The sequence below is a fragment of the Cupriavidus sp. F041 genome (genome assembly GCF_057814235.1).
Genome location: NZ_JBVASY010000002.1, coordinates 3128069 through 3153476 on the forward strand (window position 1 = coordinate 3128069; position 25408 = coordinate 3153476).

Sequence of the window (25408 nt, forward strand, 5' to 3'; positions counted from 1 at the left end):
GGCAGACTGGAGATGTCATGAGGTTTGCGCTTTTCCCTGCGCGGGGCGTGGCCAAGACGCGCCTGGCACTGACGGGTTCCCTGCTTGCGCTGCTGCAACTGCCGGCCGCGCATGGCGCCGACCTGCTCCAGGTCTACCGCGACGCGCAAGCCAACGATGCCCAGTTCGCCAGCGCGCGTTCGCAACTGACGGCCACCCTGGAAAAGCTCCCGCAGGGACGCTCCGGCCTGCTGCCGCAGATCAACGGCACGCTCGGCGCCACGCGCACCAACATCGACCAGACGGTGCCGTTCGTGGCGGACCGCTTCATCAACAACAATAACTGGACGCTGCAACTGGTCCAGCCGTTGTTCCGCTGGGATCGCTGGGAGACCTACAAGCAGGGCGAACTGGCAGCGCTGGCCGGCGAGGTTACCTTCAGCCAGGCGCAGCTCGACCTGATCACCCGCACTTCGCAAGCCTACTTCGACGTGCTGGCCGCGCAGGACAACCTCTACCTGGCCGGCGCGCAGAAGAAGGCCATCGGCGAGCAACTGGCACAAGCCAAGCGCAACTTCGAGGTCGGCACCGCCACCATCACCGACGCCAACGATGCGCAGGCCCGCTACGATCTCGCCACCTCGACCGAAATCGCGGCGCAGAGCGATCTCGAAATCCGGCGCGCCAACCTGCAGCAGATCACCAGCAAGCCGGTCGACGAACTGCTGGGATTGCGCCCCGCCGCCACCCTTCCCGGTCCGCAGCCGGCCGATGTGAACACCTGGGCCAGCCAGGCCGAGAACACCAACCCGCAAGTGGGTCTTGCCCGCTACAACCTCGACACGGCGCAGCGCGAGTACAACAAGGCGCGCGCCGGCCACCTGCCCACGGTCGACCTCGTAGCCTCCTATGGCTTCGTCAACTCCACCGGCAACGCCACGCAGCAGGTCAATATTTCCAGCCGCTACAACAGCGCCCAGATCGGGGTGCAACTGAACGTGCCGATTTACAGCGGTGGCCAGATCCAGTCGCGCGTGCGCGAGACCGCGGCACTGGCCGACAAGGCCGCGAGCGACCTCGAGTTCGCGCGGCGCACCGCCGCCCAGAACGCGCGGCAGACCTACTCGGGCGTGTCCAACGGCCTGGCGCAGGTCAAGGCACTGGAAGCCGCCGAACATTCGGCGCAGAGCGCGGTGGAATCCAACCAGCTCGGCTATGAAGTGGGCGTGCGCATCAATATCGACGTGCTGAACGCCGAGGCGCAGCTGTTCTCCACCCGCCGCGACCTGGCCAAGGCGCGCTACGACACCATCATGAGCGGGCTGCGCCTCAAGGCCGCGACGGGCGCGCTGACCGAGGACGATGTCGTGCAGATCAACACGCTGCTGACCTCGGCGCCGGGCTCGATGTACAAGCTGCCGGAGAAGGTAAAGCTCGGCACGGCATCGCCCGCCGGTACGCCGCCAGCGGCAAAGCGCCCTGCCACGCGCAAGGAAGCCATCGCCGGAGCGCCCGCGCCACGCAGCTGAATGTGAATGCCGGACGGCCACCGGCCAACCGGTATTCGCTCGAAACAGAAACGCCGCGGCTTCGACCGCGGCGTTTTGCTTGCTGGCCCAGCTTTCTGGCGCCGCTCAGTTGGCCCGCGTACGGGACTCCACGCTCAACAACTGCCATCGGATAGCCGAAGCGTCCGCCGGCGGGTTCTCCACCCGGGTCTCGCGCACCCGCAAGGTGTATGCGATGCCCGGCTCGAAATCCAGTCCCTCGATCGGGCCATACCAGAGCGTCCACGGCGCATTGGGGTTGTCGCGCACGCGATAGCAGGTCTGCCGGCCCATGCCCGAGCATTCCACCCGCTGCGAATCCACGTACACCGTCTTCTCGACGCCGCCGGCCGCTGCCTGCGCATCCAGCCTGGCGCCGCGCTTGCCCACGCCTTCGCGCTCGATGAATTGCAGCAGGTCGCCGTCGGTGGTCTTCCAGATGATCTGGCGTCCCGTCGACCCGGCCGACGGCTGCGTGCCCACGGTAGTGAACGGCGACTGCATGGCCTTGAGCAGCGCGGACTCCAGCTCGCCGCGCGGCGGCACGCAGGCCATGCGCGTGCCAGCCAGACTGTCGAAACGCATGCCGGTTGCCGTCTTGCCGTAGCTGCCGGTAAAGCGATTGCAGCCGCTGTAGCCGCTGACGGTGCCTTGCGCCGAGTCGATGCCGCTATTGAATTCAAAGATGATCGGCTCGCCGTTATCGCCATGCGAGATGGGCTTGAGCGTGCCGTCGGCCTGCTGCCAGCGCACCAGCTCCCAGCGGCTGGGGCCGCCGGTCTGCGCCTGGTTCAGGCTGGCCCCGGCGCCGGGCGAATCGGGCGCGGGCGATGTGGTGCAAGCGCCCAGGGCCGCGGCAAGCATGACGGCGGCGGCACGCGCAGCCAGCGCGCCGGGCGAAAGACGAATGGTTTTCTGCATCTGAAAAGCTCCTGATAGGGGGGCGCGGCCTGGCCGGCCCGCGCCGCTCCGGGGCGGCTTTGCGGGCCTGTTGGGGCGGCGGGTCTGGTCCCTCACTCCGGAGAGTGTAGCGAACTGCGTGCTCGCAGCCCATCGGACGCTGGCCTACAAGACCCCAGGTTGCGGCGAAGGGATCTGCGCCTAGTGCGCCTTGCCGAGCACCTTTTCCAGCGCTGCCACGGTTCGCGCGGTAGCTCCCCGGTGCAGTACCGCAAATTCGCGCGCGTTCTCGCGCATGGCGGCAAGCCCTGGCGGATCGCCCAATATCATCGCGGCCGCGCGCATCAGCTCGCCGGCATCAGCCACGCGCTGGCAGGCGCCGGCAGCAATGGCATCCTCGGTCGCCTGCGCAAAGTTAAAGGTGTGCGGCCCGATCAATACGGGCGTGCCGGCGGCGCATGCCTCGATCAGGTTCTGGCCGCCCAGCGGCAGCAGGCTGCCGCCGATGAAAGCGATGTCCGAGGCTGCGAAGTACAGCGCCATCTCGCCCATCGAATCTCCCAGCAGCACATCCGCCGTGACCGGCTCCGGCTGTCCCGCCTGCTCCCATCCCTCCGGATCGCCAAGCGCGCTGCGGCGCTGCAGCGTGAATCCGGCACGCGTGACCAGCCCAGCCACTTCGTCGAACCGCTGCGGATGGCGGGGCACCAGCAGCAAGGCCGGGCGCGGCACGGCGCCGGGCGCGTCGGCCGCCATCGCCTGCCAGCGCGCAAACGCTTCGAGCAATAGCACCTCCTCCCCTTCGCGCGTGCTGGTGGCGGCGAACACCGCGCGCCCGCCGAATCCCTGGCGCAACACCTGGCCACGGCGCAGGCCATCCTCGGGCGGCTGCATATCGAACTTGAGGTTGCCGGTCACCTGCACCGAAGGCAAGCCAAGGGCGCGAAAGCGTTCGGCATCACCCTGCGTCTGCGCCAGCACCGCCGTGAAGTCGCGATACATCGCCGTCGCGGCCCGCCCAAAGCGCGCGGTACGGCGGAAGCTGCGCGGCGACAGTCTGGCATTGACCAGCAGCAGCGGCACGCCCGCCACGCGGGCGCCTCGCACAAGGCTGGGCCATACCTCGGTTTCCATCAGCATGCCCGCCACCGGACGGAAATAACGCAGGAAACGCCGCACCAGCCAAGGCAGGTCATAGGGCAGATAGCATTGCATCACGCGCGGCTGCCCGCCATACAACTGGGCGCCGGTCTGGCGCCCGGTGGGCGTCATATGCGTGAGCAGGATGCGATGGGACGGATAGTGCGCCAGCAGCGCGTCGATCAGCGGCTGCGCTGCGCGAGTCTCGCCCACCGACACCGCGTGGACCCACACCCAGGGCCCTGCGGCCGGCAGCTTGCCGTAGGCGCCAAGGCGCTCGCCCACGTGCTGCACATAGCCGGGTTCCTTGCGCGCGCGCCACACCAGGCGCAGCAGCGCCACTGGCAGCGCCAGCAGCCATAGCAGGTTATACAAGACGCGTAGCATCAGATCCCCTGCCCGCGCACGCGCCGCGCGGCAGCGTGGACTGCATCGACCGTCGGCACCACGCCGTCGTCGCCCACATTGGCGATGCGATCGGACCAGTACCCTTCGGTCTTCCAGCGCCAGGTGGCGGTATAGATCTCCACGGTCGGCCGGCACAGCGCCGCGGCGATGTGGACCAGGCCCGTATCGACCCCGATCACCACTTCTGCGCGGTTGATCAGGCCGAAACCCTGCATGACGGTGAAGCGCGGCAGCACCTGTGCCTGCGGCACGCCGGCGGCGATCTCTTCCGCCGCGCGCCGCTCCGCTTCATTGCCCCAGGGCAGCAGCATGGTCAAGCCTTCGTCCGCCAGCCGCCGGCCGAGGTCGTGCCAGCTGGCCAGCGGCCACTTCTTCTTCGCGCCCGCGGTGGCATGGAAAAACACCGCGTAGCGCGCCGGCAGGCCGGCCCATAGCGGATCGCCGACATGCAGCGTGCGCGCGCCGGAACCGAAAAACCGGGGCGGCTCCGGCGGAGCGAGCCCAGTCAGGGCCGCGCCCAGCAGGCGCGAGCGCCGTACCGAATGGGTCTGGCGCGGCACCGTCACCGAATCGGTATAGAAGAGCCGCGCGGCCGGCTCATAGCCGGAGCCCTGGGTGGCGTTGGCCAGCCCGATCACCGGCGCACCGGTGCGGCGGCTGGCCACACGGGCCACCACGGCGGTCTTGAGCAAGCCCTGGGTCTCGATCACGGCGTCGTAGGCATCCTCGCGCAGAGCCCGCCTGAACGCTCCAATCTCCCGCCAGGTAGCGGCCTGGTAGAAGCGCTTGCGCCAGCGGCGCAAGGCGAACGGGATCACCCGCCGCACTTCCGGCAGCAAGCGCACGAGATCGACGTAGCCTTCTTCGACCACCCAGTCGATCTCGCAGTCCGGCCAGCGCGCGCGCAGGTCGTGGATCAACGGCATGTTGTGCACCACGTCGCCGAGCGATGAGACCTTGACCACCAGGATGCGCGGCCGCAAGGGCAGCGCATGCTGCGTCAAGGATTCGCCCGGCATCCCCGATTTGCCCGCCTGGGGCGCATTCAACGGCATCCGCTCAGAACGGGAGTTGCGCGTCCGGCTTTTCCGCCAGGATCACGCGTTTGAACTCAGCCTGGATGCGTGCCAGCGCAGCGTCGTTGTCGGCCTCGAAACGCATCACCACCACCGGGGTGGTGTTGGACGGACGTGCCAGGCCAAAGCCATCGGCGTATTCGACGCGCACGCCGTCGATGGTGATGACCTCGCGCGCGCCATCGAACTTCGCATTGGCGCGGATCTTGTCGAGCAGCGTGAAGGCTTCGCCCTCGGCGCACTTGAGCTGCAGCTCGGGCGTGCAGTTGGAATTCGGCAAGGCGTTGAGCAATGCGCTCGGGTCGGCGTGCTTCGACAGGATCTCCAGCAGGCGCGCGCCCGTGTACAGGCCATCGTCGAAACCGTACCAGCGATCCTTGAAGAACACGTGGCCGCTCATCTCGCCGGCCAGCGGCGCGCCGGTTTCCTTGAGCTTGGCCTTGACCAGCGAATGGCCGGTCTTCCACATCAGCGGCTCACCGCCGTGCTGGCGGATCCAGGGCGCCAGCTTGCCGGTGCACTTGACGTCATAGATGATCTGCTGGCCGGGATTGCGCGACAGGATCTCCTCGGCAAACAGCATCAACTGGCGGTCGGGGAAGATCACCTGTCCGTCCTTGGTCACCACGCCCAGGCGGTCGCCGTCGCCGTCGAAAGCCAGGCCCAGTTCGCAGTCGGTGTCCTTCAGGCAGCGCATCAGGTCCTGCAGGTTTTCCACATGGGCGGGATCGGGATGGTGGTTGGGGAAGTTGCCGTCCACCTCGCAGAACAGCTCCGTCACCTCGCAACCAAGTGCGCGGAACAGGTCGCCGACAAAGGCACCCGCCACGCCGTTGCCGGCATCGAGCGCGATCTTCATCGGGCGCGCCAGCTTGACGTCGCCGACGATGCGGTCCAGGTACTGCTGGCGGATGTCGACCTGCTGGTAGCCGCCGGCGCCGCTGGCGAACTGGCCGGCCTCGATCCGCTGGCGCAGCGCCTGGATCTGCTCGCCGTAGATCGCTTTGCCGGCCAGCACCATCTTGAAGCCGTTGTAGTCGGGCGGATTGTGGCTGCCCGTCACCATGATGCCGGAAGTGGCGCGGCGCCCTGCCAGGTCGACATTGGTACCGAAATAGACCATCGGCGTAGCAACCATGCCAAGATCGATCACATCCATGCCAGCGGCGCGCAGGCCTTCGACCAGCCCGCCCACCAGGTCCGGGCCCGACAGGCGTCCGTCGCGCCCCACCACCACGGCGCGCTCGCCTTGCTCGGCGGCGGCCGTGCCGAAGGACAGGCCAATCGCGCGCGCCACGTCGCGCGTCAGGGTCTTGCCGACGATGCCGCGGATATCGTAGGCCTTGAAAATGGAAGGATCAATTTGCATGGGTCATCCTGAATATTTGCGGTTGAACCGGTCGACTTTGCCGGCCACCCGTTCCGGCCTAAGCCGGCGCGGCGGGCAAATGCGTCAAAGGCCGTATTTTGCCGGAATGCGAGGGGCACGCCAGTTATAATCGTTCGGCCACGCATGAAAGGGCGCGGCAAGCCGGCCCGCATGGCACCAGCAACGAGGCCTGCGTGGCTGGCCAGGCCTACCGCAGACTGCGCCGGATGGCCTTTGACGAATTCGCGTCACTCGCCCCGGATTTGGCCCCGCCAGCACGTCTGGGCCGTGTTTGTATGCATTTTTCGGACTTCTTGCCCAAATTTCGTACTGGGCGCCTGATCGAACCTTCTGCCGGATCAACGGCCCTACCGAACTACCCAGCGCTATTCCGCCAGCCCCCTTTGCGATTTGCCCAGTGCCTTCGCCCCTGCCCAACCACCACCCGCTCCGCCCGCGCATCGCCTACCTGATCACGAACTCCGAGATCGGCGGGGCGCAGACGCACGTCGCCGATCTGCTTCAGGCGTTGCGCGACAGGACCGAGCCTGTGCTGCTGGCCGGGGGGGATGGCCCCCTGCTGGGCATCGCACGGGCTGCCGGCGCCCGCACCGTACGCCTGCCGCTGCTTGACAATGCCCTGTCGCCGTTGCGCGCGCTAGCCGCGCTCAGGCAACTGCTGGCGGCGCTGCGCGCCGCGCAGCCCGACCTGATCCACGCCCACAGTGCAAAGGCCGGCGCTCTGGGCCGGGTGGCAGGCTGGCTTCTCGGCATTCCGGTGGTCTATACGGTGCATGGCTTCGCCTTCAAGGCCGCGGCCCCGGCCCGCCAGCGCCTTGTCTCGCGCGTGATGGAATGGCTGCTGGCACCGCTGACGACCCGCCTGATCTGTGTAGCCCAGGCTGAACGGGCGCTGGCCGCGGCACTGCCAATTCCCGCCGCGCGGATCAGCGTGATCCGCAACGGCATTGCCGACAGCAGCGCGCACGCCACGCCCGGGGCACCGCTGCGGCGCATCGTCATGGTGGCGCGCCTGGCCGCGCCGAAGCGCGCCGACCTGCTGATCCGCGCTTTCGCGCGCGCCGCACTGCCCGATTGCGAGCTGGTACTGGCCGGCGGAGGCCCCCAAATGGCCGCCTTGCGGACCCTGGCCGACACCATGGCACCGGGGCGCGTACGGTTCGCCGGCCCGGTCGCAGACGTTCCCGCCCTGCTGGCCTCGGCCCAGGCCTTCGCGCTGGCATCGGACCACGAAGGCTTCCCGTTGTCGGTCCTGGAGGCCATGCGGGCCGGGCTGCCGGTCATAGCCAGCGACCTGCCGGGCATCCGCGAGCAACTCGACGACGGCGCCTGCGGCCTGCTGGTCGCCGGCAACGACGAACATGCGTGGTCAGGCGCGCTGGCGCGGCTGGCAGGCGACACCGCCTTGCGCGAGAACCTGGGGCGCGCTGCTCGGACCCGATGGGCGAGGGAATTTGGCCTGGCGCCGATGGCCGAGGCGACCTGGGCGATCTACCTGCAAGCGCTGGCTGGCAGGGCCACCGCCGCCCGTGCGGCAGCCAGCACCGGAGCAAGCGGACAATGAACAAGATGCACAGCGTCGGCCGCCCCGCCCAGCTGACCCGCGCCCAAGGCTCGGAAACCATCCGCCGCGCCAGCCGCATGTTGGCCTGGGCACTGCTCGGCCTGCTCTTGTTCGGCCTCAATATCGCGCTGGCCGAATTCGCGCATCACGCCGGCCTGGTCACCTACGTCTTCACCCGCACGCTGCTGTGGTCGGCACTACCCTACCTGTTCGCCTTCGTGCTGTTGCACCGCTCGCTGCACCTGCCCGTCATGGAAGGCAACAGCCTGGTCGGACTGGCGGCCACCCTGCCCTTCGCGGCGCTGCTCTTCGCCTTTGCCGCCTTCCACCTCGAATACTCGCGCGGCGCGCTGCTGCTCAGCTACCTCACCACGCTCGGCTGGATCTGGTTCGGCTACCGGCACTTCGTGCGCAATTACGTACCGGTATTCGGCTACACCGATGCCGCCACGCTGGCACAGCTCGAAAAGATCCTCGCCATGCCAGGCGCGGCGCCCGCCAGCCCCACCCGCTTCCAGGCCATCAGCTCGCTCGAGGAAGCGGTGCATTGCGACGGCCTGATGCTGGACCGCAACGCCACCGCCGATCCCGAGCGCACCCGTGTGCTCGCCCAGTTCAAGCTCAGCCACGTGCGCATGTATTCGGTGGACCGGGTCGGCGAGATGCTGACCGGCCGCGTCGGCCTGGCACACATCGACGAGAACTTCCTCGACGACTACGCCGCGCACTATTTCTACAGCTTCGCCAAGCGCCTGATCGATCTCGCCGCGGTGATCTGCCTGGCGCCGTTCGCACTGCCGCTGGGCGTGGCGGTGGCCATCGCGATCCGCCTCGAATCGCCCGGGCCCGCGCTGTTCCGCCAGGCGCGGGTGGGGCTCTTCGGCAAATCCTTCACCATGTTCAAGTTCCGCAGCATGGGATTCGACGCCGGTGCACCGGCGCAATTCGCCGCCCGGCGCGACCCGCGCGTCACCCGCGTAGGCCGCGTGATCCGCAAATACCGGCTCGACGAAATCCCCCAGCTATGGAACGTGCTGGCAGGCGATATGAGCCTGATCGGCCCGCGCCCCGAACAAGTACCCATGGTCAAGGAATTCGCCCATACCATCCCCTACTATCCCTACCGCCATCTGGTGCGGCCTGGCTTGTCGGGCTGGGCGCAGGTGCAGCAAGGCTACGTCGGCACGCATGAAGAAACGGTGACCAAGCTCAGTTACGACCTGTATTACGTGAAGCACTGTTCGTTTGCGCTGGACCTGCTGATCGGGGTAAAGACGTTGCGGACGTTGTTGACGGGATACGGGGCTCGGTGACCACGCCATTGTCCTCCCAAGGCGCCACAGCCCCCATGCGCATCCTGCTGCTGAGCACCGGCCTGCAGCTCGGTGGCGCGGAGCAGCAAGTGGCCGCGCTGGCGCGGCAATTTGTCGCACTGGGGCATGCCGTAGCGGTGGTCAGCCTGACACCGGGATGCGCGGTGGACCTGCCTGCTACGGTCAGGCAGCTGGCCCTCGACATGCGCAAGACACCCCTATCGATGGCTCGGGCACTTCGGCATCTGCTCCATTTTGTGCGAGAGTGGCGTCCGGAAATCATTCACGCCCATATGGTGCACGCCAACTTGTTCGCTCGGGTCCTTGCCGCTGTGTCACCCTGCCCGCCCGTCATCTGCACCGCGCACAGCGCGCGCGAAGGCGGCTGGATGCGCATGCTCGCCTACCGGCTGACGGATCGCTGGGCCAGCCTCACTACGCATGTCAGCCCGGAAGGCCGTTTAGCGATGGTGAAGTCGGGTGCCGTACCCGCCGCACGTATTACCGTGGTACCAAATGGCATCGATACCACCCAGTTCCGCCCCGACGCGGTGGCGAGGCACATTGCCCGGACGGAACTTGGTTTGGATGACGACACGCGCCTGCTGCTCAATGTCGGGCGTCTTGTGCCTGAAAAGGCGCAATGTGTATTGATCGACGCATTCGCCCTCTTCCGGTCCGGCACGGAGGTCAAGGCGCGCCTGCTGATCGTCGGCGAGGGGCCTGAACGCGCCGCCCTGGAGCAACGTATTCGCCAACAGGAGCTAACCGGAAGCGTCATGCTGGCGGGCACCCGCCGCGACGTCCCGGCATTGCTCAACGCGGCCGACCTGTTCGTACTTTCCTCGGAGATCGAAGGCATGCCCCTGGCCGTGGGCGAAGCGCTTGCGTGCGGGTGTCCGGTGGTCGCCACCGACGCCGCCGGTGTCGCGGCGTTGCTCGGAGACTGCGGGACGATCGTGCCCAGGGGCGACGCCTCAGCTCTCGCCACCGCCATCGGCGAAGTGCTTGGGGACGGCCGCGGCGCGGCTGCCGAGCAGACCGCCCGGCGCGAGCGCATCGTGTCGCGCTTCAGCCTTGAAGCCGTGGCCCGCCAGTGGCTGGCCTGCTATGCGGGCCTGGCCCGGATGGCTCCCTCGGCCTGTGCGGAGCCCCTCTGATGCAACGCAAGGTTGCCAGTAACCTAGTATGGATGCTGGTCGAACGGGGCCTGCAGGTGGGCGCCGGCATCGGCATTGTGGCCATGCTGGCGCGCGGGCTGGGGCCGGAGGGCTTTGCGCATTTCCAGTATGCGCAGGCCGTGGTCTACATTGCCTCCTCGATTGCACTGATCTGCGGTGGCGAAGTCGTTATCCCGCGCCTGGTGGCCAACCAGGATCCGCTGGCGCAGCATCGGCTGGTGGTCCACGCATTCCGGCTCCGACTGGCGGCCGGTATTCTCAGCTACCTGCTGATGTGCGCTTTCCTGGTCGTCACCGGCCAGACCATCGAATTCTGGCTACCGGCGCTGATCATTGGGCTGGCTGTGATGCTAAGGGAACCTTTCGGCATTGTCACGGCGTGGTTGCAAGCGCATACGAGGACGCGGCCGAACACGCTGTTCAATCTTGCCTCGCTGTCGGTAAAGGCGACGAGCGTCGCACTCCTGTTTGCGCTCGGCATCCACCACGTACCCTCCTATGCATTAGCCTTCTCGCTGGAGCCGGTCGTCATGGCGATATTCCTGACGACCTACTATCTGGCACGAGCGCCACGGGCCCGCGTTACCTATGAACCCGCGATGGTCCGCGAGCTGTTCAGCAACGGACTGCTGTTCTGGGCCAGCTTCATGCTGATGATGGGCTCGCGCCGGATCGACCAGTTGCTGCTCAAGCCACTGGTACCGCTTGGCGAGTTGGGGGCCTACGCGGCATCCATGCAGATCCTGGACAACTTTGTCATGGTCGCCACCATCCTTTCAGCTGGCGTCGCGCCCATCTATGTGTACGCGCAGCCCACGCTAGCCCTGGCGCGCCGCAACATCCTCAAGATCGCCGGCGGCATGATGGCCATCGGTGCTGCCGGCGGCATCGTGATCGCACTGAGCGCGCACTGGATCATCCATCTGCTCTATGGCTCCGCCTTCGCGTCCGCGGCCAGCCTGCTGCAACTCTCGGCGCTTGCCTCGACGCTGATCTTTGCCGACGTCGGACTGACCCTGCTGCCGATCTACCTGCAGCGTCCGCGGCTGGTGGCGATCAAATGGGCCCTAGTGTTCATCGTCACCATCGTCATCGACCTCATCGCCATTCCCCGCATTGGCGTGTACGGCGCCATTCTCGGCTACGCCGTCGCCAACCTGCTCTCGGTGCTGTTTGGCATCGCGATCTGGATACGCAGCGCGAGGGCCCGTCCCGCCACGCGCGAGGCTCACGCGTGATGCGCACATTGCCCCGGCTGTGCTTTCTCACGGGGACGCTGAACGCGATGGCCGGCGCGGAACGCATGACGGCCACCATGGCCAATGCGCTTGCCGAACAAGGCTACACCGTCACCATCCTGAGCCTCTGGGACGCCACGAGCTGCTTCCCGCTGCATCCGGCTGTCACCCACGAGACCGTATTCGCGCAGCGCCCGTCCTTCAAGCGCGCGTACGCCGCAACGGTGGCCGGCATACGGCGCCATGTCAGGGCACACAAGGTGGATGTACTGGTGCAGGTGGACACCATGCTTGCGCTTTTTGCCCTGCCAGCAACGCTCGGGCTTGGCACGCGGCACATCGCCTGGGAACACTGCCACTTCGACGAAGACCTCGGCAAGCCGGCGCGCAGGTTCGCCCGCCGCCTGGCTGCGCGTTATTGCGAAGCCATCGTGGTACTGACCGAACGGGACCGCAAGCGATGGACGGAAGCCCTTCGCCCCCGCAGCACTGTAGTTTGCATCCCCAACCCATTGCCGTTTGCCATGCCGGCGCAACCCGCGCCAAGGACAGGCAAGACTGTGTTGGCGGTGGGGCGACTGGTGCATGCCAAGGGCTTTGATATTCTCCTGCGGGCGTGGTCCGTGGTAGCGCGGCTGGAACCGAATTGGCAGCTGACAATTGCCGGCGAAGGCGAGGAACGCGCGGTGCTGGAGGCATTGCGCGACGAACTGGGATTGCGCGATTGCGTGACACTGCCGGGGATCTACGCAGATATAACGATTGCTTACGAGCAAGCCTCTGTCTTTTGCCTCAGCTCCCGGTACGAAGGATTCGGGCTGGTGCTGATCGAAGCGATGGCGTTTGGCTTGCCGATCGTGTCGACGGACTGCGAGACGGGACCGCGTGAATTGCTGAGCCCGGGGCAGGACGCGCTCGTAGTTCCAAAGGACGCACCAGGAGCACTCGCCCAGGCCATGGTGCACATGATTCGTCATCCTGAAGAGGCCGCGCGGCTTTCCGCGGCGGCACACGAGAAGGCCTCGCATTTTTCGCAAGTACACCTGGCGCAACAGTGGCAGGTTCTTCTGGGCCCTGACGTGGCCGCCAGCCGCGCCAAGCAACAAAATAGGGGGATCTAAGTTTCAGCCGAATGGCGTTAAATCAGCTGAAGTAATATGACGCGCCTTCCGATTGATCCGCGGGTGGCGCAACGGTCGCTAGATGGCCGTGCTGGCGGAACCAACTCGCTGAATCATGCACGGCCCGCCAGAGCGTTCGCCGCCAAGGACTCGCGCTAAGGCGCGCACGGGGCGTGCGGATCTCGCGACCCGGCAGAGTATCAGGCGACAATTTCTGGCACGATTTGGCATTGTAGATGTCGACGAGGTGGCGATAAGCACGCGAAAGCCGTCCTTTCATAGGCAACACACTCCCCCCGCAGCGCGGACACCCGAGGCCCTCGTGCGAGGATCATGCCATCGACCGACGCCTAAAGAGCGGGCATAATATTGCAGGGCCGCGCCACCTATAAAGTGGCTGAAATCACACTTTTCGGAAGTTTTTCCGGCCCTCTCGAATTCTGAAATTCTGGACCCGGGTGCCGATCGATGTTTGCGACGCTCGCCGCTCCTGACACCTGGTTTGCCCTTTAACAGTCATTTCACCATAACGGCATGAACGTCATCATCAAGGTTCTTCCAACCGTCTTTCTGGTTGCACTCAGCCAAATACTAATCAAGTGGCGGTCGGAATATCTGGTTCAATCTTCTGCTGGTCTCGATAGCGCTTTTCAGAAATATTTTCTCTATTTCACCGACCCGTACGTGATTTCGGCCTATGTATGCGGCCTGGTTGGATCGTTTGCATGGCTATTTACCGTCTCGCGCCTGCCGCTGGGTCAAGCCTTCCCGATTTACCAGGGGCTGACTTTCGTGCTGGTCTTGATTGCAAGCGGTTACCTGCTTGGCGAACCGATCACTATGTACAAGATCATCGGCGCCGTTCTGATCATCGCCGGCATCGCCATAGGATCCCAACAATGAACAACTACTTCAGTGACCTTCGTGCCTTTGTCGTCTCGTCCGACGCGAGCCTGGAAAAAATATTCAACGAGTATGCCGAAGAAGCGAAATTTGGCCGGCGCCTCTTCGCTAGCGACTTCAGCAACCTTCCGGCGGGATCCGCCATCCTCGAAATCGGCGGCGGTTCGCTCATTCTTTCATCACTGCTCCAGAGAGAGGGATTCAACGTTACCGCACTGGAACCCATCGGCAGCGGCTTCTCCCATTTTCATCAACTCCAGGCACTGGTATTGCAATACGCCGAACGCCATGGCCACGCGCCCCGGCTATTGCGCTGTACGGGTGAAAGTCTCTCCGCGAATTGCGAATATGACTACGCCTTCTCCATCAATGTCATGGAGCATGTCACGGACGTCCGGAAGGTACTCGAGCGGGCCTTTAGCGCAATCAAGGACGGGGGCACTTATCGGTTTATGTGCCCTAACTATGGCTTTCCCTACGAGCCCCACTTCAACATTCCCACTCTGCTTAGCCGCTCTCTGACAAAGCGTTTCTTCTGGAAGAAAATCGTCGCTTCCAAGGCAGTCATCGATCCACTTGGAACTTGGGAATCGTTAAACTGGATAACGGTAAATAACGTCAGGAAACTCAGCAAGAATTTCCTCCAGGTTTCCCCGATTTTCCGCAAAGAGAGTTTCAACCTCTTCCTGGACCGGGCATTCAACGACGAAGGCTTTCGCGCCCGCCGCGGAGCTCAGATACAGCTATTCCTCGGCGTATTGCAAAAGCTCGGTCTGTTGCGGATGACGGCACTCATCCCGGCCTCGAGACTTCCGATCATGGATTGCTCGCTGATAAAGCACAAAACAACATTCGACCGTTGAACGGTCGGGGTGCCCGGCCACGCTCAAGCAAGGCCCTAACAATCCGCCGGGAGCCGCGCTAACTGGCCGCAGCGCAGGTGTCGACGTCATGCGGAGGACCTGCGTCGTAGACAGCAAAATTCCCCGCCTTGAAGACGGAAGAGCGCCTCGCGGGATCCCATCGCGGCAGCTTGTCACCATTTTCGACGTACCACCGAATACCCCGCTCCCGCATAAGGGTGCATGCCGCAGGCCAGGAACTTTCATCTAGTATCGTGTCGACGTCGACACGCCTTGCTTCTGCGACGACCCTGCCCGGTCCGCCCTTCATTTCTAACAGGTTGATTCGGCTGACATAAGCGGGCACGCCCGCCATGCTCACTATCTCGATCAACGGACTGCGCAGGTCTTCGCGCATCGCACCGCCCCCCATGATCAACAGATCGCCCGGTTGCGCGCGCTGGCGGATATAGGTCGCGGCTTGCGCTGTGCCCAAGCGCATCGGAACGCCGTAAAAGTCTTTGCCCCACGGCATGTATCGCAGCGAGGGCATGCCCGGCTCGGCGTCTCTGCCAATCAGCATGACGAATGACACCGCAATCAGGAATGCAACGACTACCGTGGCCCGCTGACGGGCAGTTCGCAAGCTCAGTACGTCAAGCCACTGCACGAGGCGCGCCACAACCCACACCCCGACAACGGCATAAAGCAAAACAAAGTGTCGCTGCTTGAACTCCGAGACATCTGTATTTGGCGGCACCGGCGCCGCCAGCGCCAGCAAGGCAAAGGTGCAGCACAACAGCACGGGCAGCCAGTCCACTGCCTCCCATTTCCCCGTGTGAGCCCAAGACGCTGCCACGACCGGAAACGCAACGGCGAACACACCAAGCGATGCCACCACCAGCAAAGCGACCCCTGCGGCCAGCGCCAGCGGCAGGGGCAAGGACGCATACAGCCGCTGAAACGCTTGCGCATAGCAGTCGGGGCCGCTTTGCAGCATGTTCTGCATATAGGCTAAGGGCTGCATGAGGACGCGCCAGCCCGCGTGGTAGGCCGGAAACGTCAGTGCTACGGCAAATACAGCGAGTGCACCACCACCGAACACCAGCAGCTTCTGGCGTGGTGATCCGCGCCAAAGCGCTATCAGCCACGTGGCCAACAACGCCGGCGCGAGCAACATGAAGAAATGGATACGGAGCAGAACCAGACTGAACAGCAAGAGGATGGCCAGCCCAATCGCACCACGTGCCCCGCTCCTCAAACCCACAGTCAGGCAGCAGGCCGCCATGGCGGCAACGCCCATGGCATAGCCAGAGCCCGGAGACGTGAAGAGCATCCAGTGGAACCCGAAGAATGCGTTCAACATCCAGTAGTGCGACGGGTCCGGCACGCATGCGACCAGCAACACCGCTAGCAAGGCCGCGCCAGTCCCGGCTATTTCGGCGGCCAGCGCATAGGTACCGAGCATCGCGGCGAGAAGGCCGATCGGGAGCAACACTGCGGTCGCGAGACCAAGACCTGGCAAGCCCGTCATTGGCAGCATGGCCGCGGGTAGCATGAATGGCCCGTAGTGATAGAAGGGCCGGTTCACATGCGCCAGCAGGATATCTCCCTGCCCGACGGCTAGAGGATCACCGAAGGAGGCGATGACAGTCCCGTGGATATAGTAGTCCGACCAACCTTGTAGCGGGCCGCCGGATACCGCCGTCGGCAGGAACTCGACCAGCCCGCGACAGAAAAAGACCACCAGCACCGCAAAGCCAAGCGTCACGCCCACATCCAGCCACGATCCGGCTCCGGGCAGCGCGCGATACCTGAGAGCGGCCGCGGCAATCACGAGCACGGACCAGACAAGGAAAGCAGTCTGCGCTGACAAGCCGCCGATTTCCGTCAGTGCCAGCATCGCCATGGCCGTCACCGACATCCCCGCCACAAACGCACCCGGCAACCATGCCGCGAGCGCGGTCAGGCGTGCCAGACCGAGCAACAACTCGCCAGAGGCGACAATGACCGCAGCGCCTGCGACGGGCCACAGCAGCGTCATACCTTGCACGCTGGCGCCGCCAAGCACAACTAGCGCATCAACAAAGCCGCCAATCACTGCAGCAAACGCGAAACGCAGCCAAATGACCTGCCGATACGACCCCATGAAGCCGTCCTTCTTTATTGCGTTGACGTAGGAGAACACAACGGACCAGGGCAAAGCCTCAATCCCCATCCAGAGCAGTGCCCGGTCCGTTGCTACCGCTCTACAACGGTCTCAGGCAGATTCTGCAAGCACCTTTCGCAGAATTTCGGCCACATAGAGCTGGTCGTTCTCCGGCAGGCCGATCCAGAGCGGAAGACGGATCAGACGAGCGGCAATATCATCTGTCACCGAGAGCTCTCCGTGCACACGACCAAAGTTCAAGCCACCGGGGGACGAATGAAGCGGCACGTAGTGGAACACCGCGCCTATTCCGGCTGCCTTCAATTGCGACAGGGCCCGATTCCGATCGATTCCCTTCGCAACCAGGATCTGGAACATATGGGCGTTGTGCTCGCACTCTGCGGGCACAATGGGGCAGCGCAACAAGCCCTCTGCCTCAAGCGGCGCCAGCAGCTCGTAGTAGCGATTCCATAGCGCGAGACGTCGTTGGGTCAGGGACTCGGCCTCCTCCAGCTGAGCCCACAGGAACGCTGCCGTTAGCTCGCTGGGCAGGAATGAACTCCCGCATGATTGCCACGTATATTTATCCACCTCGCCGCGATAAAAGCGGCTGCGGTCCGTGCCCTTCTCCCGGATGATCTCCGCCTGTACAGCATAGCGTTCGTCATTGATGATCAACGCCCCACCCTCGCCGCTGATCACGTTCTTGGTCTCGTGGAAACTGTAGGCGCCAAGATGTCCGATACTGCCCAGCGCACGGCCCTTGTAGCTCGCCATGACGCCCTGCGCCGCATCCTCGACGACCTGCAGCCCGTGCCTGTTGGCCGTGGCCATCAATGCATCCATCTCGCATGCCACGCCCGCATAATGGACGGGCGCGATGGCTCGGGTGCGGGAAGTCACGGCGGCCTCAACCAACTGCTCGTTCAGATTGAAAGTGTCCGGACGGACATCGACGAACACCGGTACGGCACCCCGCAAGACAAATGCGTTCGCCGTGGACACGAAGGTGTACGACGGCATGATCACTTCATCCCCGGGGGAGAGATCGAGCAACAGAGCGGCCATTTCCAGAGCGGCCGTGCAGGAATGCGTGAGCAGCGCTTTCGCGGCACCCGTCTTTTCCTCCAGCCAGCCGTGGCAAAGGTCCGTCAGCGGTCCATCTCCGGCCAGATGGCCTCGCAAATGGGCCTGCGAAATATAGTGCAGCTCCCGCCCCGTCATATACGGGCGATTAAATGAGATGTTGCGTTTGGTGCTGGGGCCCAAGCCCTCGGTCACAGGGTAAAGCATCTTCGGCTTCGGCATGCGAATAGGGTTCATCTCTGTCTCGAATCTAGAACTTAACCTGTTTTTCATCGGCTCGGATAGAGCCCGGCATCGGCACTGCGCGGCGGCCGGCAAACCCGGCCAGTGCGGTGGCCGCCGCTACAGCCAGCATAGGCTGCACCCACCAATAAGACACTTCGGCAAAGAAGTTCGTACTACCCTGTGGTACCGAAAGCAGCATACCCGGTAAGGTCGATACAATCGTCACCACGACGGCCAGCTCGACATCCAACAGGCTTGAGCTCGCCACCCTCGCCCACAAGCTTACCCGCCCGCCCTGCCCGGACAAAATAATTCTCAGTGCCGCGAAGACCACAAGCGGGCCGAAGAAAACCGCGAAGGATGCCCAATAAAGATCTGGCGCCACAGCGTCACGCAGGAACGCGAATGGCTTGATCATTTCAACCAGCCCCGGTCCGGACTCCGACCCCACCGTCGGGGCGCGGGTAGACCAAAGGCCATAGGCCAACGGGAGCGCCACAGCGATGAGCCCCGCGACACGTTGGCGCGGCGCCAGCCGCAGCCTGACCAGGAGGTAGGCCGCCAGTCCTCCGATCACAAGGCCAACACTGATCTTCAGGCAGCAAAGCACAGCGAGATAGCAGACAACCACCGGCCACAAGAACCAGGGTAGGCTCGCGTTGCGCCCGCGCTGAAGGAAGCCAAAGACCCAGATGCCGGCGAGATAGGAAAATAGCACCGCCACGCCAAAAGATTCACTGTGGAAGACGTTGTCCCATACACCAAGCGCGCGGCGCAGCGCGGCAGGCACCACGCCAATAAAGAGGATGGCGAAAACACCCCAGTACCAGGCGCCGGCGAACTCAAGCGTGGCATTGTCTCCCCACACTTCCCCCGCCAGAAAATTCCTGAACGCGACAGAAAAGAAATAGAGAAACAAGATGAACATCGGGCAAAACAGCAGCGGAAATATGACCGAATAAAACTGTATCGCGCCCACGCCCAGCAAGGCGCACAACACCTTCACGATGTGGTGGCTGGCGAAGTGGTACGGGAAAGGCGTCAGTCCGTCCACGCCGAGCGAGCCGATGCCATAGCCCGACAGCATGTTGACAATGCCGGCCTGGAACAGCAGGTCGACGTGTACCGTACCGGAACGGATCGCCTCATTGATCCACGGCGTCTTGTAGCCGTCCACAAAACTGAGCAGGAAGGCCCAATACCCAACCGCGCCACCCGCAAGCAGCGGAATGGCCGTCCGCGCGATCCCTCTCCTGGCAATCAGTATGACCATCCGGACGACTACCAGTAAAACGATGCCGTGCGACAACGCCGGATGCCGTACGCACACGGCGAGTGCCACGAAGCCCGTCATTACCGCGCCACCAAGCGCGATCGCAGCGGCATGCGGCGAGCGTTCCAGCAGCAGCAGCCACAGCTCGAAAGCAATGGCCGTCGTAATGACCACCGCGGCCAGCGAAGCCTTTACCGCTACAACCAACTGGACGTTGCCTGGATCGCGCATCAACGCGATGTCGAAACACTGCAAGAGCGCGAAGCCAAATACCAGCGGCACGCATAGGCAAGCCACGTAACCGTCCCGTTCGAAGGTCCCGGCGCCCGAGGGAATAGGCACGCCCCACAACAGCTTAGCGAGCCGCACAGTCGATCCTTTCAGATACGAAGTGGGAGTCTTCACGACGAATGACAAGCAACTCCCGGAAGCCTCTTGACGCAGCCAGCTTGCATGGCTGGAGCGCCATCCCGCGGTTCTCACCGGCACGCAGAGGGAGGTACTGGTAGCCATACGAATGGTAGCGGCAATGGCCACCCCGCACCAGCAGTCCACTTACCAGAGGCAATCCAGTCATCGCCGGAATCGTAAACGGCTGGATGGCGCAGCGATCGAGGATGGTATCTTGTGGCCGGTCGATATAGGCGCCTTCGTAGAAGTCATCATCGGAGACGAACACCCCTATATCATTTTTTCCATGCAGGTCCGAGAGACTGCCCAGACGCTCGAGCAACGCGTAGAACTCCCGCCTGGTTTCGCTGCCCGCAGCGGAATCCGACACGCTCTTTGGTTCCAGGACATTGGCAAGCACGGCGTCGTGCCGCGCGGCCAGAGTCTCGCGATAGACGCATACATTACGGAGCGCTAACGCCGAGAGCACCGCCAGCGCCGCGAACGCGAACAACGGGCGTACCGTCGAGCCTCCACCGCTCATGCGGAACCCTTGTCCGCCGCCTTGGCTTGCGGGGCACTACATTCACAGATGCTGTCAACGACATACATCGGCCGGCCTTTCGCCATCTCGAATATCCGCGAGACGTATAAGCCCACGGTTCCAATACAGGCCAGGATCATGCCTGTGGAAAACAGGATCGCAGTAACAATGCTGGTCCAGCCCGGCAGCGACGTGGCCACTAGGTGCCGATAGACGAAATAGCAACCCGCCAGGATACTGGCGCCGGTGAAAGCCAGTCCGATATAGACGATCCACGTCAGAAACACGCTGGTATGAAAAAACAAGCCGCCCATAGCATGCCGGATCAGTCGCAGCAGGCCATACGAGCTCTGCCCAGCGTGTCGCTCCGCGTGCGAGTATTCGATGGTGCCGCAGTGGAACCCGAGCCACCGGAGGATAAACAGATAGTGACGTTCACGCTCGCCGAAACGCAGGAAAGCATCGACAACTTTTCGGCTCAGGATACTGAAGGTGCCGTAGCTTCCGTCCATTGACTCGCCGGTCAGCGTTTGCATGATACGGAAGTAGGCATTTGCAGCCGTGCGCCGGAACCACGAATGGGAGCGCTGTACCCGACGCGCGAGCACGAGATCGTAGCCGTTCCTAATCTCTGAGAGCAGGTCGGGAATCCGCTCCGGAGGATCCTGGAGATCACAATCCATCACTACGACATAGGTGCCTTTCGCATCGGCTAAACCCGCCGTGATCGCGATATGCTGCCCGAAATTCCGGCTGAGACGAATACCACGCACCGAGGCGTGGCGAGCAGCCAACGATTCAATCAGCGGCCAGGAGTTGTCAGGACTCCGGTCGTCCACGATCACGATTTCATAGGAGGCAACGAGCGGGTTTAGCACCCGCTCCAAGCGCGCGCATAGCTCCTCAAGGCAATCGAGACAGCCATACGACGGCACAACAACACTAAGTTCCGGGGGTACCGCAAGTGTGATCATTGGCGCTCCATCGCACCGAGCTTGACTTCCGCACTGCGGCGTGCGCGCTCGCGGCGCCATTCCAGCGCATTCAAGGGCACCTGGGAATCAAAACCCAGGAGTCGCCGAACGTCCGGCCCCACCGGCGCGTCATCGCCGAGCGCTCTGGGAAAGTCGTACTGCTGCTTCAGCAAGGAGACGGTATAAAGGTGGTTCACCCCCCGCCGTACACGGTCCGAGCGATTCAGGCCGGCGCGATGAAATAGCATCGCGTCGAACATCAGTGCCGAACCAGCTGCGACGTTGACCGAAACGGCGTGCTTTCTTACATAAGTTTCGGACGGAATCGTCGCTCGCCGGTGTGAATACGGTAGGACCACCGTGCCACCAGTATCGTTCGTAAATGGATCGATCGCGAACAGAGCACCTAGAGCCAAAGGCTGCGAACTGGTCCAATTCTGGTAAGGTAGGTCGCGATGCCAGGCGCTCTGATGATGTCGCTCTTCCGGCCGGTTGATGATCGCATTCTGCAAGCTCAAGATAGACCATTCGCCCAAGCTCCGCCGGACCATCTCGAGGATTCTCGGCTTAGTCGCCATTTCCATAAACGAATGGTCATACAACAAAGGAGCCCGGCAAAGGTCCTGCTCGCCAATATGGCTCAGCGCCTCGCGGCCACCAAATTCAGCTTCCTGCCTCTCATATACGGCATCGATACGAGTCCTCCAACCCGCCAACTCAGACTCGGCCAGGACGCCCTCCAGGACCGTGAAGCCCGTCGTGGACAGTTCCTCCAGATGCTGCTCTACGGAATCCAACGCGAGCCCCGGACCTATTCCACCGTAATAATGTTCTTCGTTCATTTATCTTATTCTTCAAGGATTGCCAGACCGAACCCTGAATCGCCGTAACGCATCCCGTTATAAAGCATGTACCTTTGTCCGTCGTGATCGAAGACACAGGGGTAGCAAACGGTTTCGGCGTCCCATCCGCTTGATGAAGGCTCAATGCCAGCCAGTTCATCCCGACGCGTCCAATTCGCCCCATCAGGCGACTCCGCATAGCCGATTCGATATGCCTGGCCCCGGTACGAATACCACATCCGATATAAGTCAGGATCGCGCACGACGGTTGGCTTTGACATCGCGTACTCGGCGTCGTCCTTGAACGGCAACGCAATGCGACCGTTGCGACGCCAATTAAAACCGTCATCCGATTCCGCATACTTGAACAGGTGCGCCATTTCCTCCTGCCTAGCACCCTCCCCCCAACTCAGATTCGAGCCATACCACATCCGCCAGAGACCACCTTCGAGCATGACCCACGGGTAGGAAATGGAGTAGGGATCCACATCGTGCCGATCCATGATCGGAGCCTTTGACACCTTGACGAATGGTGCATCAGCGCCCTCGCTGATGGCGAGGCCAATCGTATTGCGCCAAGGCACGGTCACACCGAGATTCCAGCCAAGATAGTATAGATACCGCTTTCCGCCATGGCATACCAGACAACCCATCGACGTGCCGCTGTCGTCGAACGTGCCAATCTCCCCGGGCGCCACGACGGGCGTATCGGAAATTGCGAGGATCCTCTGAGGCTCGGACAAATCAAAATCGACGTACCCCACATGCGCACGCCGATCCCTGTCGCGGGCACTAAAATAAACCCGAAACTCATTGCCTTGACGCAATTCCGCCACCGGGTTAGCCGCATGGGTGAGCATCCAAGGATGCTCACCGCTTGCGCAAAAAATCTTCCCGAGCTTTCGCCAGCGCATATCCCTACCTCAAATGTTTCTGAGCCGCGTGCTCGGCACGCGAGATCGTTCCGAGGAAACGGAGGTGTAGACCCCCTCCGGTTCCGCATCCGCCGTGATCAATGAGCCGGCACCAATGACGCAGCGCGCGCCGATAGAAACATGATCGCGCACAGTTGAATTGACACCGATGAACGAGCCGTTACCCACCCGCACACCACCGGAAATCACGACGTGCGAACTGATAAAGCAGTTATCTTCAATGACCGAGTGATGACCGATATGATTGCCGCTCCACAAGGTCACGTTGTCTCCGATCTCAGCAAATGGCTGAATGGTATTGTCCTCGAGAATGAAGCAATTTCCCTTAACCTCGAATCCGGCAAAAATACTTGCTCGGCTGCTCACATAGCTCGCAGTATGATAGCCCTTACTCCTAACCTCTTCTACCTTCCGAGTGCGTACGGCATTCAACTTTGCATAGCTCAAGGCGACAAAGATATCCGCCTCCGAAGGAGGAAAGCATTGTGGCAATTCGTCAAATGGAACGACAGGCAGGCCCAACAAGGTCTCGCGATCCTGGTAGGCACGATCCACGGTGAAGGCGACAGGTTGATATTGCGAATCATGATTAAAATAGAACCATGCGAGCTCCGCTATCTGTCCGGTTCCAAAGATGACCAGTGGCTTCGTTGCATCCATCATGATTATTTCCTTACAATGATGGTGAACTCATACAGACCATAATCATGCAGCAGAGCGACGTTTTTAGAGAATCGCCGCTTGCAAAGATCAAAAAATTCACACGGATCGGCGTAATACAGATCCGGACGCATGCGTTCCGCGTCAGAATACGATGTCAAGCAGTTGAAAGCAAATCCCCGCTTGGTAAAATGATGCATTTTTTCGAGCGTCGCGTAGATATAATTACGCCATACGGCATCATCGCCCCCGAGCTTGACATTAAAAATACCGCTCGCCACAGCAAAATCCGTGGGCTCCGGCGGCTCGGTCCCGGCAACGAAGCTTGCTCGCGGCTTTCCCGCATGCAACTGGCTCGCGGCCTCGATCATCGCATCGGAAATATCGATTCCCGTATACTCAAAGGACGGGTACCGCTCCACCAGAAAATCCAGTAAAGCACCATACCCGCAGCCGACGTCGGCTATCGAAAATGTAGCATCGGCATCAAGCACCGAACTCAGCTGCGAAAATCTCAATACCTGGCCATCCACACCATTCCAATCGACCCCACGCGGTTGCGGACCGAACTCATTGATTTTTTTGGTGTAATAACTGGCAACCGGCGAAAGCAAGTCATCCATCATGATTTACTCATCTGAGTGCACAAGTAGTGCGTGCAGGAAATTTTAAATAGTCTCTGGCGCCCGGTCCGCAATTAAAAAGAAGATCGACCACCGACACTCCGTGCTCGAACCCCCCCCAGAGCTGGGGATACTCGGGATAACCGGTATAGTCGAAATAGCGCAATTCGATACCGGCCTCCTCAAAAAGCTCTGGCTGCATATAGTCCCTGGCCGCGGGGCCCGAGATATAGGTGGTGGCCTTCGCTTGTTTACAGAGACTGACCAGACGTTCCGTTTTACCCTCCGCCAGTTCATAGTCCCATGACCATTTCAGCGTGGTCGTGATTCCGAGCAAGGGGCAAAGTGCCTCAAGCAGTGCACGATTCAGTTCTGAGAGTCCAACATACTCGTGCTCGAGGTAGAAGGGAGCGAGGACCTCTGCAATCTGCTCGAAATAAGGAGCGCGACGATAGTTCTGCTGAAGGGCCTTCCAGTGATCCGTTCGCCAGCGTTGCCCGTCCAACTCGGTCTCACGAATCGACTGGAAATACTTACCCTTGACCTTCACGGGAAGTGTCAACCAGGACAGGCCCTGAGGAGTCTTAATTAAATTTCTATTTCGCCAGTCTCGACGAGTATATTGCATATCGTCGTAAACGATGAATTCATCGACCGAACCAATCAAGTCAAAATATCCCTTCCACGGGATATAGCAGGACTGCACGATCGCAACAACGCGATTTGATGTCATTGATAGCGCCTCTTCTCTGCTACGGGCACGATAATGCGCTTGGCGTTACTGCAGCATCTACACCGGCCCGAGTATTACTTATTATTCTACCAACCATATTGTCCGAGTACCATTCGCTCGGTTTTTTCCATGCGTCGGCAACATCGGGTTCACGCGCCCTGCTCACGGCTCCCAAGCATACCGGGAGTCACTTGACGAGATCCAAGCGCGATCGCTCCTCAAAGGAACGCAGAATAACATGCACCTGTTGCCGCTGCCACTGGTACGATATTTGCCACATTTCAGCCCGCAATACGCGTCGATCACTACGACCGGCAGTGCACATTTGCGTTGAGAGCAATTCATAAAGAAGGGCCAGGATTCGTCCTCAAT

The 25408-nt window shown here is 62.3% G+C and carries 22 protein-coding genes; 8 read left to right on the forward strand and 14 right to left on the reverse strand.

The annotated features are described in order from the left end of the window. Positions 1 to 17 precede the first annotated feature (17 nt). Complete coding sequence (locus ACZY0R_RS31855; RefSeq protein ID WP_488864052.1) at positions 18 to 1508, forward strand: TolC family outer membrane protein; 1491 nt, start codon at positions 18 to 20, stop codon at positions 1506 to 1508. Positions 1509 to 1613: 105 nt separating this feature from the next. Here the strand turns inward: ACZY0R_RS31855 and ACZY0R_RS31860 are convergent, their stop codons facing one another. The 4 genes from ACZY0R_RS31860 to ACZY0R_RS31875 form a co-directional block, all read right to left on the reverse strand. After that, a complete protein-coding gene (locus ACZY0R_RS31860) occupies positions 1614 to 2447 on the reverse strand; it encodes a DUF4377 domain-containing protein (RefSeq protein ID WP_488864054.1) in 834 nt (277 codons plus the stop codon). A gap of 180 nt (positions 2448 to 2627) precedes the next feature. Continuing rightward, on the reverse strand, positions 2628 to 3953 hold the full coding sequence (gene waaA, locus ACZY0R_RS31865; protein ID WP_488864056.1) for a lipid IV(A) 3-deoxy-D-manno-octulosonic acid transferase: 1326 nt from the start codon (positions 3951 to 3953) through the stop codon (positions 2628 to 2630). Next, the gene (gene waaC, locus ACZY0R_RS31870) at positions 3953 to 4993 is read right to left on the reverse strand and encodes a lipopolysaccharide heptosyltransferase I (RefSeq protein ID WP_488864058.1); all 1041 of its coding nucleotides are present in this window, start codon (positions 4991 to 4993) and stop codon (positions 3953 to 3955) included. The genes waaA and waaC overlap by 1 nt, the downstream gene beginning before the upstream one ends. 40 nt (positions 4994 to 5033) lie before the next feature. Continuing rightward, entirely contained in the window at positions 5034 to 6419 is a 1386-nt protein-coding gene (locus ACZY0R_RS31875) for a phosphomannomutase/phosphoglucomutase (RefSeq protein WP_488864060.1), read from the reverse strand. A 418-nt stretch (positions 6420 to 6837) separates the two neighbouring features. On the opposite strand from ACZY0R_RS31875, the gene ACZY0R_RS31880 reads away from it, so the two are divergent. The 7 genes from ACZY0R_RS31880 (at position 6838) to ACZY0R_RS31910 (ending at position 14623) form a co-directional block, all read left to right on the forward strand. Continuing rightward, on the forward strand, positions 6838 to 8004 hold the full coding sequence (locus ACZY0R_RS31880) for a glycosyltransferase (RefSeq protein WP_488864062.1): 1167 nt from the start codon (positions 6838 to 6840) through the stop codon (positions 8002 to 8004). Beyond that, positions 8001 to 9317: an exopolysaccharide biosynthesis polyprenyl glycosylphosphotransferase gene (locus ACZY0R_RS31885; RefSeq protein WP_488864064.1), complete on the forward strand. Its 1317-nt coding sequence runs from the start codon at positions 8001 to 8003 to the stop codon at positions 9315 to 9317. The genes ACZY0R_RS31880 and ACZY0R_RS31885 overlap by 4 nt, the downstream gene beginning before the upstream one ends. A 35-nt stretch (positions 9318 to 9352) precedes the next feature. Further along, on the forward strand, positions 9353 to 10477 hold the full coding sequence (locus ACZY0R_RS31890) for a glycosyltransferase (protein ID WP_488864066.1): 1125 nt from the start codon (positions 9353 to 9355) through the stop codon (positions 10475 to 10477). Beyond that, the gene (locus tag ACZY0R_RS31895) at positions 10477 to 11736 is read left to right on the forward strand and encodes a lipopolysaccharide biosynthesis protein (protein WP_488864068.1); all 1260 of its coding nucleotides are present in this window, start codon (positions 10477 to 10479) and stop codon (positions 11734 to 11736) included. Before ACZY0R_RS31890 ends, ACZY0R_RS31895 begins: the two co-directional genes overlap by 1 nt. Continuing rightward, positions 11736 to 12857 carry a glycosyltransferase family 4 protein gene (locus tag ACZY0R_RS31900; RefSeq protein WP_488864070.1) on the forward strand — a complete coding sequence of 374 codons (1122 nt, stop codon included), beginning with the start codon at positions 11736 to 11738 and terminating at the stop codon, positions 12855 to 12857. The genes ACZY0R_RS31895 and ACZY0R_RS31900 overlap by 1 nt, the downstream gene beginning before the upstream one ends. A gap of 534 nt (positions 12858 to 13391) precedes the next feature. Then, positions 13392 to 13760, forward strand: coding sequence for an EamA family transporter (locus ACZY0R_RS31905; protein WP_488864072.1), 369 nt, complete (start codon positions 13392 to 13394; stop codon positions 13758 to 13760). Continuing rightward, a complete protein-coding gene (locus ACZY0R_RS31910; protein ID WP_488864074.1) occupies positions 13757 to 14623 on the forward strand; it encodes a class I SAM-dependent methyltransferase in 867 nt (288 codons plus the stop codon). Before ACZY0R_RS31905 ends, ACZY0R_RS31910 begins: the two co-directional genes overlap by 4 nt. 58 nt (positions 14624 to 14681) lie before the next feature. Here ACZY0R_RS31910 and ACZY0R_RS31915 read toward each other — a convergent pair whose 3' ends face one another. From ACZY0R_RS31915 to ACZY0R_RS31960, 10 genes are all read right to left on the reverse strand, one after another. Further along, complete coding sequence (locus ACZY0R_RS31915; protein WP_488864076.1) at positions 14682 to 16805, reverse strand: hypothetical protein; 2124 nt, start codon at positions 16803 to 16805, stop codon at positions 14682 to 14684. 57 nt (positions 16806 to 16862) lie between these two features. Continuing rightward, the gene (rffA, locus tag ACZY0R_RS31920; protein WP_488864078.1) at positions 16863 to 18074 is read right to left on the reverse strand and encodes a dTDP-4-amino-4,6-dideoxygalactose transaminase; all 1212 of its coding nucleotides are present in this window, start codon (positions 18072 to 18074) and stop codon (positions 16863 to 16865) included. Positions 18075 to 18087: 13 nt separating this feature from the next. Beyond that, entirely contained in the window at positions 18088 to 19752 is a 1665-nt protein-coding gene (locus ACZY0R_RS31925; RefSeq protein ID WP_488864080.1) for a hypothetical protein, read from the reverse strand. Continuing rightward, positions 19691 to 20269, reverse strand: a complete 579-nt coding sequence (locus ACZY0R_RS31930) for a hypothetical protein (RefSeq protein ID WP_488864082.1) — start codon at positions 20267 to 20269, stop codon at positions 19691 to 19693. Before ACZY0R_RS31930 ends, ACZY0R_RS31925 begins: the two co-directional genes overlap by 62 nt. Next, positions 20266 to 21243, reverse strand: coding sequence for a glycosyltransferase family 2 protein (locus ACZY0R_RS31935; RefSeq protein WP_488864084.1), 978 nt, complete (start codon positions 21241 to 21243; stop codon positions 20266 to 20268). The genes ACZY0R_RS31930 and ACZY0R_RS31935 overlap by 4 nt, the downstream gene beginning before the upstream one ends. Then, positions 21240 to 22085 carry a phytanoyl-CoA dioxygenase family protein gene (locus tag ACZY0R_RS31940; RefSeq protein ID WP_488864086.1) on the reverse strand — a complete coding sequence of 282 codons (846 nt, stop codon included), beginning with the start codon at positions 22083 to 22085 and terminating at the stop codon, positions 21240 to 21242. The genes ACZY0R_RS31935 and ACZY0R_RS31940 overlap by 4 nt, the downstream gene beginning before the upstream one ends. 5 nt (positions 22086 to 22090) lie before the next feature. Next, the gene (locus ACZY0R_RS31945; protein WP_488864088.1) at positions 22091 to 22945 is read right to left on the reverse strand and encodes a glycoside hydrolase family protein; all 855 of its coding nucleotides are present in this window, start codon (positions 22943 to 22945) and stop codon (positions 22091 to 22093) included. 63 nt (positions 22946 to 23008) lie between these two features. Next, positions 23009 to 23683, reverse strand: coding sequence for an acetyltransferase (locus ACZY0R_RS31950; RefSeq protein WP_488864090.1), 675 nt, complete (start codon positions 23681 to 23683; stop codon positions 23009 to 23011). Positions 23684 to 23685: 2 nt separating this feature from the next. After that, complete coding sequence (locus ACZY0R_RS31955) at positions 23686 to 24306, reverse strand: class I SAM-dependent methyltransferase (protein WP_488864092.1); 621 nt, start codon at positions 24304 to 24306, stop codon at positions 23686 to 23688. A gap of 7 nt (positions 24307 to 24313) precedes the next feature. Beyond that, on the reverse strand, positions 24314 to 25036 hold the full coding sequence (locus ACZY0R_RS31960; protein ID WP_488864094.1) for a WbqC family protein: 723 nt from the start codon (positions 25034 to 25036) through the stop codon (positions 24314 to 24316). Between the last annotated feature and the right edge of the window lie 372 nt (positions 25037 to 25408).

Coding starts and splice junctions, on each gene's coding strand:
- waaA (WP_488864056.1), bottom strand. CDS start 3,953: ATGCTACGCGTCTTGTATAACCTGCTATGGCTGCTGGCGCTGCCAGTG.
- ACZY0R_RS31890 (WP_488864066.1), top strand. CDS start 9,353: ATGCGCATCCTGCTGCTGAGCACCGGCCTGCAGCTCGGTGGCGCGGAG.
- ACZY0R_RS31950 (WP_488864090.1), bottom strand. CDS start 23,683: ATGATGGATGCAACGAAGCCACTGGTCATCTTTGGAACCGGACAGATA.
- ACZY0R_RS31875 (WP_488864060.1), bottom strand. CDS start 6,419: ATGCAAATTGATCCTTCCATTTTCAAGGCCTACGATATCCGCGGCATC.
- ACZY0R_RS31885 (WP_488864064.1), top strand. CDS start 8,001: ATGAACAAGATGCACAGCGTCGGCCGCCCCGCCCAGCTGACCCGCGCC.
- ACZY0R_RS31935 (WP_488864084.1), bottom strand. CDS start 21,243: ATGATCACACTTGCGGTACCCCCGGAACTTAGTGTTGTTGTGCCGTCG.
- ACZY0R_RS31945 (WP_488864088.1), bottom strand. CDS start 22,945: ATGCTCACCCATGCGGCTAACCCGGTGGCGGAATTGCGTCAAGGCAAT.
- ACZY0R_RS31895 (WP_488864068.1), top strand. CDS start 10,477: ATGCAACGCAAGGTTGCCAGTAACCTAGTATGGATGCTGGTCGAACGG.
- ACZY0R_RS31900 (WP_488864070.1), top strand. CDS start 11,736: ATGCGCACATTGCCCCGGCTGTGCTTTCTCACGGGGACGCTGAACGCG.
- ACZY0R_RS31940 (WP_488864086.1), bottom strand. CDS start 22,085: ATGAACGAAGAACATTATTACGGTGGAATAGGTCCGGGGCTCGCGTTG.
- ACZY0R_RS31905 (WP_488864072.1), top strand. CDS start 13,392: ATGAACGTCATCATCAAGGTTCTTCCAACCGTCTTTCTGGTTGCACTC.
- ACZY0R_RS31930 (WP_488864082.1), bottom strand. CDS start 20,269: ATGAGCGGTGGAGGCTCGACGGTACGCCCGTTGTTCGCGTTCGCGGCG.
- ACZY0R_RS31860 (WP_488864054.1), bottom strand. CDS start 2,447: ATGCAGAAAACCATTCGTCTTTCGCCCGGCGCGCTGGCTGCGCGTGCC.
- ACZY0R_RS31955 (WP_488864092.1), bottom strand. CDS start 24,306: ATGATGGATGACTTGCTTTCGCCGGTTGCCAGTTATTACACCAAAAAA.
- ACZY0R_RS31855 (WP_488864052.1), top strand. CDS start 18: ATGAGGTTTGCGCTTTTCCCTGCGCGGGGCGTGGCCAAGACGCGCCTG.
- ACZY0R_RS31910 (WP_488864074.1), top strand. CDS start 13,757: ATGAACAACTACTTCAGTGACCTTCGTGCCTTTGTCGTCTCGTCCGAC.
- ACZY0R_RS31960 (WP_488864094.1), bottom strand. CDS start 25,036: ATGACATCAAATCGCGTTGTTGCGATCGTGCAGTCCTGCTATATCCCG.
- waaC (WP_488864058.1), bottom strand. CDS start 4,993: ATGCCGGGCGAATCCTTGACGCAGCATGCGCTGCCCTTGCGGCCGCGC.
- rffA (WP_488864078.1), bottom strand. CDS start 18,074: ATGAACCCTATTCGCATGCCGAAGCCGAAGATGCTTTACCCTGTGACC.